Annotated in this window: 10 protein-coding genes; 3 read left to right on the plus strand and 7 right to left on the minus strand. The window is 70.9% G+C overall.

Annotation, left to right across the window (positions count from 1 at the left end; translation table 11 throughout):
• The first annotated feature begins 8 nt into the window (after nucleotides 1–8).
• Both ACPPVO_RS37560 and ACPPVO_RS37565 read left to right on the plus strand, forming a co-directional pair.
• Nucleotides 9–644: an ArsR/SmtB family transcription factor gene (locus ACPPVO_RS37560; RefSeq protein ID WP_426503312.1), complete on the plus strand. Its 636-nt coding sequence runs from the start codon at nucleotides 9–11 to the stop codon at nucleotides 642–644.
• A complete protein-coding gene (locus ACPPVO_RS37565; RefSeq protein WP_426503313.1) occupies nucleotides 628–1,521 on the plus strand; it encodes an SRPBCC family protein in 894 nt (297 codons plus the stop codon). Before ACPPVO_RS37560 ends, ACPPVO_RS37565 begins: the two co-directional genes overlap by 17 nt.
• A gap of 44 nt (nucleotides 1,522–1,565) precedes the next feature.
• On the opposite strand, the gene ACPPVO_RS37570 is transcribed toward ACPPVO_RS37565, so the two are convergent.
• From ACPPVO_RS37570 to ACPPVO_RS37600, 7 genes are read right to left on the minus strand one after another with little or no spacing between them, the layout of a single operon-like run.
• Entirely contained in the window at nucleotides 1,566–3,350 is a 1,785-nt protein-coding gene (locus ACPPVO_RS37570) for an alpha-glucuronidase (RefSeq protein ID WP_426503314.1), read from the minus strand.
• Nucleotides 3,347–5,350, minus strand: coding sequence for a beta-galactosidase (locus ACPPVO_RS37575; RefSeq protein WP_426503315.1), 2,004 nt, complete (start codon nucleotides 5,348–5,350; stop codon nucleotides 3,347–3,349). The genes ACPPVO_RS37570 and ACPPVO_RS37575 overlap by 4 nt, the downstream gene beginning before the upstream one ends.
• Complete coding sequence (locus ACPPVO_RS37580) at nucleotides 5,347–6,000, minus strand: hypothetical protein (protein WP_426503316.1); 654 nt, start codon at nucleotides 5,998–6,000, stop codon at nucleotides 5,347–5,349. The genes ACPPVO_RS37575 and ACPPVO_RS37580 overlap by 4 nt, the downstream gene beginning before the upstream one ends.
• Nucleotides 5,997–7,517 (minus strand): GH39 family glycosyl hydrolase, encoded by a 1,521-nt coding sequence (locus ACPPVO_RS37585; RefSeq protein WP_426503317.1) that lies wholly within the window; start codon nucleotides 7,515–7,517, stop codon nucleotides 5,997–5,999. The genes ACPPVO_RS37580 and ACPPVO_RS37585 overlap by 4 nt, the downstream gene beginning before the upstream one ends.
• A complete protein-coding gene (locus ACPPVO_RS37590; RefSeq protein WP_426503318.1) occupies nucleotides 7,518–9,173 on the minus strand; it encodes an extracellular solute-binding protein in 1,656 nt (551 codons plus the stop codon).
• Nucleotides 9,174–9,208: 35 nt separating this feature from the next.
• Nucleotides 9,209–10,063 carry a carbohydrate ABC transporter permease gene (locus tag ACPPVO_RS37595; protein ID WP_426503319.1) on the minus strand — a complete coding sequence of 285 codons (855 nt, stop codon included), beginning with the start codon at nucleotides 10,061–10,063 and terminating at the stop codon, nucleotides 9,209–9,211.
• Nucleotides 10,060–10,980 (minus strand): ABC transporter permease, encoded by a 921-nt coding sequence (locus tag ACPPVO_RS37600; RefSeq protein WP_426503321.1) that lies wholly within the window; start codon nucleotides 10,978–10,980, stop codon nucleotides 10,060–10,062. The genes ACPPVO_RS37595 and ACPPVO_RS37600 overlap by 4 nt, the downstream gene beginning before the upstream one ends.
• 208 nt (nucleotides 10,981–11,188) lie before the next feature.
• Between ACPPVO_RS37600 and ACPPVO_RS37605 the strand changes: the two genes are divergently transcribed.
• The gene (locus ACPPVO_RS37605) at nucleotides 11,189–12,160 is read left to right on the plus strand and encodes an acetylxylan esterase (protein ID WP_426503323.1); all 972 of its coding nucleotides are present in this window, start codon (nucleotides 11,189–11,191) and stop codon (nucleotides 12,158–12,160) included.
• Nucleotides 12,161–12,186 lie beyond the last annotated feature (26 nt).

The raw sequence follows: 12,186 nt of genomic DNA on the forward strand, positions 1-12,186 counted from the left end.
ATTTTGCCATGAGAGATGTCGTGTACCTCGAGCAGATCGAGCAGGCCGAGGCCCTGCTCAAGCCGCAGCGGATCGAAGTGCTGCGGCGCCTGGCCGAGCCCCGGTCGTGTACCGAGGTGGCGGCGGAGCTGGATCAGACCCCGCAGCGGGTCTACTACCACGTCAAACGCCTCGTCGACGCGGGGCTGGTGAGTCAGGTCGCGGAGCGGCGGGTGCGGGGCATCCACGAGGGCATCTACCAGGCGACCGGCCGCTCGTACTGGCTGTCGCCGCGTCTTGTGGGCCGCATCGGGCTGCGGCAGACCCGGGACCGGCTCAGCCTCGGCCACCTGCTCGACCTGATGGAAGACGTCCAGGCCGACGTCGCCGCCCTCGACCTGGCCCGGCCCGACCTGCCCTCGATCGGCGTGTCCGGTGACATCCGGGTCCGGCCCGACCAGCGGGCGGCGTTCCTGGGCGAGCTGCAGCAGCTGCTGCAGGACCTGTTCACCCGCTACGGCGGCCCCGACGGCGACCCGTTCCGCCTGGCCCTGGCCTGCTACCCGAGCCGCCCTCCCGAAGACCCGAGCCGCCCCACCGAAGACCCGAGCCGCCCGACCGAAGACCCGAACACCGAAGGAGAAGCTCATGACCGACCCCAATGACCTCCTGCTGCTGCGCGCGGCCCTGCCCGCCACCCCCAAGGACGTCCACGCGGCACTGACCGACCCGGCCGCACTACGGGTGTGGCTGGCCGAGTACGCCGAGGTGGACCTGCCCGGCCGGTACGAGTTCTGGGGCCGCTACACCCCCGACGGCGCCGAACCGCACCAGCGCGTCCTGCACGCCGACGACCACACCCTGCGCCTGGCCTGGACCGTCGACGGCGTCGAGACCACGGTCGAGATCACCCTGGCCGACGGCGACGACGGGACCCTGCTCACCCTCACCCAGAGCGACCTGCCCACCTTCGCCGAGGTCCTGTCCGACCAGGCCGGACCCCGCGGCGCGCTGCAGACGTTCTGGTCCCTCGCGATCGCGAACCTCGCCGACTACGTCGCCGGCCGCGACCTGACGCCCAAGTGCGACTACACCTCCACCGAGATGCGCGCCTCGGTCGTCATCGACGCGACCCCGGAAGCGGTGTTCGACTCGCTCACCCAGGCTGACACCTTCCAGCGGTGGTTCGGGGCCAAGGTCGACATCGAGCCCTTCGTGGGCGGCCGGTTCGCGATGGGCGGCTTCGACGTCGACCCCGGCGGGGTCAAGTTCGTCGAGTTCGAGCCGGGCCGCAAGGCGACGCTGAACTTCGCCGACGCCCTCACCTCCAGCTGGGAGCTGGACGGCTCGGACGGCAAGACCCGGCTCACGTTCGTGCAGAGCGGGTTCGACGTCGACAACCCGCCGTACCCGGGCTGGGCCGGCTGGCTCGGCGGCGTCGCCGAGCTGCGGCGCTTCCACGAGATTCCGCAGTGGCGCACCATCTGGCGGGAGATGCACGCCCCGGGCATCCCGGCCGAGATGCTCACCATCGACGTGTAGCCGGTGCGCCGCCCCGGTTCCGCAAAAGAACCGGGGCGGCGGCGTCAGTGGATGCGACGGCCGTGCGCGTCGGCGATACCCGACTTCCGGAAGAAGTACGTGTTGATCTGATCCCGCCACTCGACGCTGGACCGCTCCTGCTCGGCCAGCCGCCGGCCGACCCGGTCGTGCAGGTCCGCGCCCACCACCGCCGGCGACAGCGCCGCCCACCGCCGGACCATCGCGGCCACGGCCTCCGCGCCGGCGAAGTGGGTGTCGTAGATGTGCTGGATGACCGTGCGGCCGGAGTGCAGCACGTGCGTGTAGGGCACGTGGTGGAAGAACAGCAGCAGCTCGTCCGGGCACGTGCCGAGCGACTCGTACCGCGAGCGCCACGGCTCCGGGTACTGCCCGGTGAACCCGGTCCCGGTCGCGACGGTGCGGTCGACGCCGACGCCGTCACGGTCGGCGAAGTGGTAGGTGCCCCAGGGGCTGTACTCGTACCCGTCGACGTCCGGCCCGTAGTGATCGCCGGGCTTGACCATGAACCCGATCCCCAGCGGCGCCGTGTACTGCTCGTACACCGACCACGACGAGTCCATCAGCGCGTGCAGGACCGGCGCCGCGGCCGCGGGGAACGTCAGCCGGATCCACTCGTCGAGCAGCTCGAGCGGGTCCAGCGCGGGGTCCCAGGCGAGGCGCCCGGCCGCGTACAGGTTGGCCTGGGCCAGCGGGTGCCCGGTCCAGTACGGGTCCTCGCCGGCGTTCGACACGGTGACGACCGCCTCGACCCGGGCGGCCACGGTGGACAGCACCGAGCTCCACATCGGCGGCAGGTAGCACACGTGCCGCTGCTGCCCCGTGTACTCCTGCGTCGCCTGCAGCTCGACGGCGAGCCGGGTCGCGGGCATCGCCAGCAGCACCGGCGACACCGGCTCCCGGGTCTGGAAGTCGATCGGCCCGTGCTTGACCTGCAGGATCACGTTGGCCGCGAACTGCCCGTCGAGCGGCACGAAGTGGTCGTGGGCGGCCCGGGCCCGGTCGGTGGTCCGGTCCCGCCAGTCCTGCCGGTGGTTGTAGACGAAGGCCCGCCAGTACACCTCGCCCCCGAACGGCGCCAGCACGGCGGCGAGCAGGTTGGCCCCGTCGGCGTGCGTGCGCCCGTAGGCGAACGGCCCCGGCTGCCCCTCCGAGTCGGCCTTGACGACGTAGCCGCCGAAGTCCGGGATCACGTCGTACACCCGGCGCGTCGCCGTCGCCCACCAGGCCCGCACCCGCGCGTCGCACGGGTCGGCGGTGTCCAGCCCGCCCAGGGTCATCGGCGCGGCGAAGGAGACGGAGAGAAAGACCCGGATGTGGTACTGCCGGAAGCGCGACGCCAGCAGCGCCACCTCCCCGAGCCGGTCGGTGAGCAGCCGCGCCTCGCCCGCGTGGACGTTGACGTTGTTGACCGACACCGCGTTGATCCCGGTCGAGGCCAGCAGCCGCGCGTAGTCCGAGACGCGGTCCAGGTCGCCGGTGAGCGCCCCGTCCTCCCAGAACAGCGACCCGCCGGAGTACCCGCGCTCGACCTGGCCCATGACCGGGTGCACGAACACGTTGTCCCAGTGCTGCATCATCCGCCGGGCCGCGGCCGGCCGGTGCGTCGACGCCGGCTGGTCCGCGTCCAGGCGCAGGGCGTGGAACGAGCCGTACAGCAGCCCGGCCTCGTCCGCCGCGACCACCGTGGTCACGCCGCCGGCCCGCGCGATCGTGTACGCCTCCGGCCCCAGCCCGCAGCCCGGGTCCCGGGTGAGCACGACCCCCTCGTCGTTGACCCGCCGCAACCAGGCCGGGTGCACCGCGTTCATGACAGCTCCACCACGGCCACCGCGAGCGGCGCCAGCGTCACGGTGCCGTCCACAGTGGACCCGCCGAGCAGCTCGACCCCCGGCCCCGGCACCGCCACGGAGGCCGTGCGGGTGTCGGAGTGGTTGAGCAGGAACAGATAGCGGTCGCGCCGGGTCGCCTCCACGTAGGGCGGCGCCCCCTCGACGACCGGCGCCACCCCCGCCGCCCGGACCGCGCTCAGCACCGTGTCCCGCAGGGCCTCGGGCGACAGCCGGGTGCCGATGTACACGACACAGCCGGAGCCGAAGTCGTTGCGGATCAGCGCCGGCCGCCCGGCCAGGTCACCCCCCGTGTACTCCCCCAGCACCCGGGCCGTCTCCGGGTGCAGGCTCTCCTGCCACCAGTCGGCGGTCGCGGTGGTCCCGTCGGCGAACTCGACCTCGAACGTCTCCTCCTCCCGGGCCGGCCAGTACTCGTCTATGTAGGCCCCGATGAGCCGCCGGAACGCACCCGGGTAGGCGGGCTGCCGCACCTGGTTGTCCCGATCGACGACACCGGAGAACAGAGAGATCACGACGGTCCCGCCGGCCGCCGCGAACGCCTCGACGGCGGTGGCGAACCCGTCATGGACAAGGTACGCGTTGGGTATGACAAGAACGCGGTACCGGCTCAGGTCGCCGGCGAACGAGACCAGGTCGACGGCGTAGTGCGCCTCCAGCAGCGGCCGGTAGTGGTCGGTGGCGATCCGGGCGTAGTCGAAGTCGTTGCGGGGCAGGCCGTACGTGTCCTCCAGGCCCCACCAGGCGTCCCAGTCGAACAGCAGCGCGACCTCGGCCGTGGACGGGGCGCCGGCGGCCGCCGCGATGCGGGGCAGCTCGTTGCCGAGCGCCTCGACCTCCTGCCAGCTGCGGGCCCCGGTTCCGGAGTGCGGCAGCATCGCGGAGTGGAAACGCTCGTGGCCGCCGCGCGAGGCGCGCCACTGGAAGTACAGGACGCTGTCGGCGCCGTGGGCGATGGCCTGGTACGAACCCAGCCGCATCCGCCCGGGGCGCTTGACGTTGTTGACCCGCCACTGCGACACCCCGGACGCGGCCTGCTCCATGAGCAGCCAGGGCTCGCCGCGCAGGGAGCGCATGAGGTCGAAGTTGAGGGCGGCGGCGACGTGCGCGTCGGCCCGGCCGGGGTCGGGGTAGATGTCGAGGGCGGCCGCGTCCTCCTCGCGCGCCCAGCGCCAGTAGTCGGCGTGGCGGTAGAAGCGCATGAAGTTCGTGAGGATCGGCAGGTCGTCGCGGTACCGGCGGACGGCGTCGCGCTCGGCCACGAAGCACTCCAGCAGCGCGTCGGAGGTGAAGCGCTTGAAGTCGAGGCGGCGGGCCGGGTTCGACCAGGTGCGGGGCACCTCGGGCGGGGCGACCTGGGCCCAGTCGGTGTAGCGCTGCCCCCAGAACCGGGTGTACCAGGCCTCGTTGAGCGCCTCGAGGTCGCCGTAGCGGCGCCGCAGCCAGGTCCGGAACGCCTCGGCGGCGCATGGCCCGTACGCCGTGGGGCCGTATTCGTTGCTGATGTGCCACATGGCGAGCGCGGGGTGGTGCGAGTAGCGCTCGGCGAGCTTGCCGGCGATGCCCACGGCGTGCTCGCGGTACCGCGGCGAGGTCGGGTCGTAGTGCAGCCGGTTGCCGAAGCCGAAGGTCTCGCCGTCGGCCATGACCGGCAGCACCTCGGGGTGGCCGTGGGAGAGCCAGACGGGCGGCGCCATCGTCGGGGTGGCGAGGTCGACGCTGATGCCGCCGCCGTGCAGCAGGTCCATCACCTCGTCGAGCCAGCCGAAGGTGTACCGGCCAGGCTCCGGCTCCAGCGACGCCCAGGCGAAGACGCCGACGGTGACCAGGTTGACGCCGGCCCGGCGCATGAGCTCGACGTCCTCCTTCCACACCGGACGGTCCCACTGCTCCGGGTTGTAGTCGCCGCCGAACGCGAAGCCGCCGAGCCGGCGGCGTAACCCGTCCATGCGCGCGTTCACGCCACGAACCGCTTCTCGATCTCGGCGCACATGGGGCGCGCGACGAGCAGCAGGCCGCCGATCAGCAGGGAGGCCGGCAGCAGGGCGACGGCCTCGGAGGCGAACACGGTGATCGCGCCCGCGGTGAGCAGCACCCCGGCCGTGCCGAGGGCGACCCCGGGCCGGTGGGCCAGGAAGTAGGCGGCGAGCCGGGCGATGTCGGCGGTGCGGAACACGAACAGCGAGGAGATCACCAGGGCGTTGGCGCTCCACAGGACCACGACCGCGGCCAGGACCAGCAGGAGCACGGACCACCAGGCCGGGACGCCCGCGGCCGCCCGGTGCACGAGGGAGACGGCCAGCACGGCGAGCACCGCGAGGGCGGGGAGCCAGATCCGCAGGACACCCAGGGCGTTGAGCCGGTACCCGCGCCAGAACGCGGCGGCCGGATGGAGGTCGGCGAGGTCCGAGCGGCGGCGGTGCAGGGCGTAGACGGCGGCGGACGCGGCCGGCCCGAACGGGATCGCGCACAGCGCGAACAGCGGCACGTTGCTGCTGTCCCGGGCCAGGAGCAGCAGCACGACGAAGCCGGGCGCGGCCACCAGCAGGAACAGGAACTCGACGACCAGGAGCGTGTAGATCAGGGCGGAGGCGCGGAAGAGCGTGCTCATGCGGTACCACCGCCGAAGAGCCGGGCGTCGTCGAACCACGGCGGCGTCTCGTCGGTCACGGGGCTCACCTCGACCAGGGTCACCTCGTGGCGCCCGAGGGTCAGGTCGAGCTCGGCCCGGCCCGCGACGACCGGCACGCTGCGGTGGGTGCGGACCGGCTCCGCGGCCTCGCGCAGCGCGTCGAGCTGGCGGGACGTGGGTGAGGCGGGCCGGCCCATCGCCGCCCACGCCGCCCGGGCGTTGCCGGCGTCCTCGCCGGCGCTGGACCGGGCGACGAACGCCGTCTCGGACCGTCCGACGGGCACGGACAGCCGGATCCGGTGACTATCCACGGTGGACTGTCCGGTGTGGTCGGTGGGCGCCCAGGCGAGCACGGTGACGTGCCCGGCGGCGTCGCGGGTGACGAGGTGGTCCTCGCCGCGGGCGAGCACGTCGGGGCCCATGCGGGCGAGGAACGCGTACAGATGGAAGGTCGGCTTCTTGATCTGGCGGTGGGTCAGCAGCCCGAAGCCGCCGTGGAACATGGTCGCCGGCACGCCGGCCTCCTCGAACATGTCGCAGAACGTCCAGTACGAGAACGAGTCGACGAGATCGCCGGCCGCGGCCACCACGGGGGCGAGGTAGGCGGCGTGGAACGCGGTGTCGTGGATCGGGTTGTCCGGGCGGTAGGAGGAGCTGAACTCGGTGATGTGGACGGGCAGCCCGGCCAGCGCCGTGCCGGCCAGCCGGCGGCGCGGGGCCGCGAACTGCTCCAGCAGCGTCGCGGCCGGCCGGAGGGTCTGGTAGGAGCCGAACGGCACCGTCTGCGCGGGGCCGGAGGTGTACGCGTGCCGGCTGACGAAGTCGATCGGCACCGAACGGTCGGTGACGAAGCCGGCGAAGCGGGCCAGCCAGTCGTCGTCGGCGCCGGGCGAGATGGCCGGCCCGCCGACCTGCAGCGACGCGTCGACCTCCTTGACCGCGTGCGCGGTCATCTCGTAGAGCCGGTGGTACGCGTCCTGGTCGGCGTCCTTCCAGAACACGGTCAGGTCCGGCTCGTTCCACACCTCGATCGGCCAGCCACGCACCTCGTCGAGGCCGTAGCGGTCGACGAGGTGCGCCACCGTGGAGCGCACCAGCGCCGTCCACTCCTTCGGCGACTCCGGCGGTGTCACGTTGCCCTGCCACCAGAAGACCGTCTGCGCGCCGGAGGCCAGCGCGGCAGGGGTGAAGCCGAGCTCGACGAACGGCCGCACCCCCAGCGCCAGGTAGGCGTCGACGATCTGGTCGACGTAGGTGAACACGTGCGCGGCCCGGCGCTCGCCGGCGAAGTCGTAGGGCCGGTGGACCCCGACGCCGTCGCTGAGCAGACCGTGCTGGCGGATGTGCCGGAACCCGATCTCCCGCTGCACGAGGGCGAGGGAGTCCTGGTAGTCGCGGCGCAGCGCCAGTTCGAACCGCCCGGCGCCGACACAGCGGCGCCAGGCGTCGGTGAGGCGGCCCGAGGGCCGGTCCGGGACGAGCATCGGGGCGCTCACTCAGCCGTGCGCCTTCTTGTACCGGTCGTAGGCGCCGTTGACCGTCTCGACGTACTTGTCCATGTTCTTGCCCTTGAGCTCGCTCACGTAGGCGTTCCAGTCGCTCAGTGGGCGCTGGCCGAGGATGAACTTGAGCGTGTTCTGGAAGACGTGGTCCTTCAGCGCGGTCTCCCACAGCGTGGCCTGCTCGCGCTCCTCGGCGTTGAGGGGCCGCGGCGGCGGCTGGGGCCGGTTGGTGCGCTTGTTCATGACCTCCTGGAAGGCCAGCTCCTCCTTGGGGAACTGGGAGTTGAGCAGCTTCGTGGAGCCGCCGTAGACGAAGACGCCGTTCACGAAGCCGTACTCGACCTGGAGGTTCTTCGTGCCCGACGGGTTGAGCCCGCCCCAGTTGACGTCGCTGGCGAGCTTGAATGTGCCGTCCTCGACGCTGCCGGTGTAGGTGGTGCCCTCGATGCCCCACTTGGCGAACATCTTGCCCTGCGGCGAGTAGTACAGCCAGTCGATGAACTGCATGAGGGCGACGAAGTTCTTGCTCTGACGGGCCTTCGCCGAGATCATCAGGCCGGACTCGAGGCGGGAGACGTAGATGGTCTCGCCCATCGGGCCGGTCGGCGGCGGGATCTTCAGCACCGTCGCACCGGGGATGTTCTTGATGCTGGGCCGGATCTCGTTGACGAGCGTCTGCGCGTTGCAGCTCATGACGAACGACTTGCCGTTGGCGAACTTCTGCTTGGCCTGGTCGTCGGGCTGGGTGAAGCTCTCCGGGTCGACGAGCTTCTCGGCCACTAGCGTGTTGAGGAACTGCAGCATCTGCTTGTACTGGTCGGTGGCGCCGGCGTACAAGAACTTCTTCGCCCCGTCGTCCCAGACCGTGTGCTGGAAGCCCCAGCCGGCCAGGGCGCCGTAGGACGAGCCGACGAGGTTGAGCAGGTTGTTGCCGCCGGGCTGGGGCGGGGTGCTCCACCGGTCGGACAGCGGGTACGAGTCCGGGTAGGCCTGCTTCATGGCCTTGAGCACGTTGTGCAGGTCGTCCCACGTCTTGGGGATCTGCAGGTTGAGCTGCTGCAGGATGTCGGTGCGGATGGCCAGCGAGTAGTCCTGCCAGGCGGCCTCGTGCAGGCCGGGCAGCAGGTAGAACTTCCCGTCCTGCTGCCGGAAGCCGTCGAGGTCCGGCTCCAGCTTCCACTTGGCGACCTGCTCCTTGAAGTTCGGCAGCAGGTCGAGGTGGTCGCTGATCGGCAGGATCGCCCCGCTGGCGATGTACGCCTCCTCGTCGGGGTGGTACGTCTTCGGGATGATCGTCGGCGCGTCCCCGGAGGCGACGACGACGCTGCGCTTCTGGTTGTAGTCGCTGCCCGGCACCACCGTCGACTGCAGCGTCACCCCGGTGCGCTTGGTCAGCTCCTTGAAGAAGAGCCAGTCCGCCTTGTACGGGTAGGCGGCGTTGCTGTACATCATGATGGGGAACGTCAGCGGCGCCTTCGCGGTGAACTGCTTGCCGAGGCCGTAGTCGTCCATCGCCCCGTCGCGGTTGGCGCTGTAGTCCTCGGCCTTGCCGCCGCCGGTGTCGTCCTCGTCGTCGCCCGAGCAGCCGGCGAGGGTGGCGAACGCGGCGGCACCGGCGGCGCCGAGCACGGCCCGTCTGGTGAACTTCATGGTGGACTCCTCGGTCCTTCAGGCGGGGCGGCGCGTCAGCCCTTGACCGCGCCGAGGGTGACCCCGGAAACGAAGTAGCGCTGGATGAACGGGTAGACCATGACGATCGGCAGTGCGGTGAGGACGATCGTCACGGCCTGGATGTTGGCCGCGACCTGCAGCGTCATCTCGCTGGGCGCGGTGATGTCCGTGCCGCCGGTCGCCCCGGCGATGAGGTTGCGCAGGTAGATCGTGACGGGGAACATGTCGGCGTCGTCGAGGTACAGGAACGCCGAGAACCACGAGTTCCAGAACGACACCGCGTAGAACAGCGTCATCGTGGCGACCACCGCCTTCGACAGCGGCAGCACGATCCGCAGCAGGTTGCCGTAGGTGCTGAGGCCGTCGACGGCGCCGGCCTCCTCCAGCTCGACCGGCATGCTCTCGAAGAACGCCTTCATCACCAGCAGGTTGAACACGCTGATCGCGTTGGGCAGCACGATCGCCCAGATGGAGTTGCGCAGGCCGAGCGAGCTGACGAGCACGTAGTTCGGGATGAGCCCGCCGTTGAAGAACATCGTGAAGACCGCGACGGCGACGAGCGCGGTGCGGCCCTTGAGGTGCTTCTTGGACAGCACGTACGCGAAGCAGGTGGTCAGCACCATCGAGATCGCGGTGGCCACGACGGTGTAGAGCACGGTGTTGCCGTAGTTGGTCCAGAACACCGGGTCGCCCAGGACCCGCTGGTAGGTGGTCGTGTTGAACCCGCGCGGCCACAGGTTGACCTGGCCGGCCTGGATGGAGTGCTCGTCGCTGAAGGAGCGGGCGATGACGTTGACGAACGGGTACAGGGTCAGCACCACGACCACGGTGAGCACGATCCCGTTGACGACCTGGAAGGCCCGGCTCACCACAGGCTCGCTCCAACCGTGCGGCGCGAGATGAAGTTGGTCGTCAGCACCAGCGTCAGGCCGATGACCGACTCGAAGAGCCCGATCGCGGCGGCGTAGCTGAAGCTGCCCGACACGACGCCGACCCGGTACAGGTACGTGGAGATGACGTCGGCGGTCGGGTACGTCAGCGGGTTGTACAGCAGCAGGACCTTCTCGAACCCGACCGCCATGAACGTGCCGACGTTGAGGATGAGCAGCGTCATCATCGTCGGCCGGATGCCGGGCAGCGTCACGTGCCAGGTCTGGCGCCACCGGCCGGCCCCGTCGATGCGGGCGGCCTCGTACAGCTCCTGGTCGACGGTGGTGAGCGCGGCGAGGTACAGGATCGTGCCCCAGCCGACGGTCTGCCAGAGCTCCGAGGAGACGTAGATGGTGCGGAACCACTCCGGCTGCTGCAGGAACGAGATCGGGTCGCCGCCGAGCGCCTTGATGCCGGCGTTTACCGCGCCGTTGAGCGCGAGCAGTTGGAAGACCAGGCCGGCCACGACCACGATGGACATGAAGTGCGGCAGGTAGGAGATGGTCTGCACGAGCCGCTTGAGCCAGCGGGTGCGGACCTCGTTGAGCAGCAGGGCCAGCACGATCGGCAGCGGGAACGCGAACGCGAGGGTCAGCCCGCCGATGATGAGCGTGTTCGTGAAGACGTGCCAGAACGTGGGGTCGTCCCAGAACATCTCGAAGTAGTGCAGGCCGACCCACCGCTCGCCGAAGAGGTCGCCGCCGGGCCGGTAGCGGCGGAAGGCGATCACGTTCCCGGCCATGGGCAGGTACCGGAAGATCACGAAGAACGCGAGCGGGACCGCGGCGAGGGAGTACAGCTGCCAGTCCCGCCGTAGGGCCGCGCGCCAGGTCCGGCGCCGAGCTTGCACCACCATTCTCCGCATCCCTTCCCGAAAGTTTCGGAAATCTGTCGTTGGGCAAGGCGTAATTTAGGTTTTTCACTGAAAGGTGTCAAGGGATCCGCTGGTGACGCTGTGAGCTGCAAACACTTGCAATGGCCGATCTGTTGCAGAGGGCCTGGTAGCGCTACCATGGCGCCCGGCGCCGACCGACCGGCGATCGGAAAGTTTCGGAGGATGCCGGATGCCCGCGTTCGACCTGCCGCTGCCGGAGCTGGAGCGGTACGCCCCCGAGGTGGCCGAGCCGGACGACTTCGACGGGTTCTGGACCGAGACTCTCGCCGAGGCCCGCACCGCCCCGCCGGTGCTGCAGGTCCGGCCGGAGCCGACCGGGCTGGCGCTGGTGGACACCTGGGACGTCACGTTCGCGGGCTTCGGCGGCGCGCCGATCCGGGCCTGGTACACCCGCCCGGCCGGCACCGCCGCCGAGCTGCCCGCGGTCGTCGAGTTCGCCGGCTACGGCCGCGGCCGGGGCCTGCCCGGCGAGCGGCTCGTCTGGCCCGCGGCCGGCTACGCGCACCTGCTCATGGACGTGCGGGGGCAGGGCGACCAGTACGGCAACGGCGGCGACACCCCCGACCCGCACCGCGGCGCGGCCGGCGGGCACCGGCCCACCACGCAGGGCATCCTCGACCCGCGGGAGTACTACTACCGGCGGCTCGTCACCGACGCCGTGCGCGCGGTGGACGCCGTGCGCGCCCTGCCCGGCGTCGACCCCGCCCGGGTCGCCGCGGCCGGCAACAGCCAGGGCGGCGGGCTCGCCCTGGCCGTCGCCGGGCTCGTGCCGGACCTGCACGCGCTGCTCGCCTCGGCGCCGTTCCTGTGCCACGTCGAGCGCGCGCTGGCGCTCACCGACGCGTCCCCGTACGGCGAGATCGCCCAGTTCCTGGCCGTGCACCGCACCGCGCACGCCCGGGTGCGCCGCACTCTGTCCTACCTGGACGGTGTGAGCTTCGCCCGCCGGGCCACCGCCCCGGCCCACTTCGGCGTGGGACTGCGCGACACCGTGTGCCCGCCGAGCACCGCCTTCGCCGCCTACAACCGGTACGGCGGAACGGACAAAACCGTGCACGTCTACGAGTTCAACGGCCACGAGGGCGGAGAGGCACTGCACACTCTGCGACAGGTGGCTTGGCTCGCGAAAGTTTCGACATAGACTCTCCGGGCCGAACATGCGAAAGG

This window comes from Dactylosporangium sp. McL0621 (genome assembly GCF_049995355.1).
GTDB lineage: Bacteria > Actinomycetota > Actinomycetes > Mycobacteriales > Micromonosporaceae > Dactylosporangium.

What these genes read in the sequence shown, in the direction of transcription:
- ACPPVO_RS37560 (WP_426503312.1), top strand. Translation starts at nt 9, where the DNA reads ATGAGAGATGTCGTGTACCTCGAGCAGATCGAGCAGGCCGAGGCCCTG.
- ACPPVO_RS37565 (WP_426503313.1), top strand. Translation starts at nt 628, where the DNA reads ATGACCGACCCCAATGACCTCCTGCTGCTGCGCGCGGCCCTGCCCGCC.
- ACPPVO_RS37570 (WP_426503314.1), bottom strand. Translation starts at nt 3,350, where the DNA reads ATGAACGCGGTGCACCCGGCCTGGTTGCGGCGGGTCAACGACGAGGGG.
- ACPPVO_RS37580 (WP_426503316.1), bottom strand. Translation starts at nt 6,000, where the DNA reads ATGAGCACGCTCTTCCGCGCCTCCGCCCTGATCTACACGCTCCTGGTC.
- ACPPVO_RS37590 (WP_426503318.1), bottom strand. Translation starts at nt 9,173, where the DNA reads ATGAAGTTCACCAGACGGGCCGTGCTCGGCGCCGCCGGTGCCGCCGCG.
- ACPPVO_RS37600 (WP_426503321.1), bottom strand. Translation starts at nt 10,980, where the DNA reads ATGGTGGTGCAAGCTCGGCGCCGGACCTGGCGCGCGGCCCTACGGCGG.
- ACPPVO_RS37605 (WP_426503323.1), top strand. Translation starts at nt 11,189, where the DNA reads ATGCCCGCGTTCGACCTGCCGCTGCCGGAGCTGGAGCGGTACGCCCCC.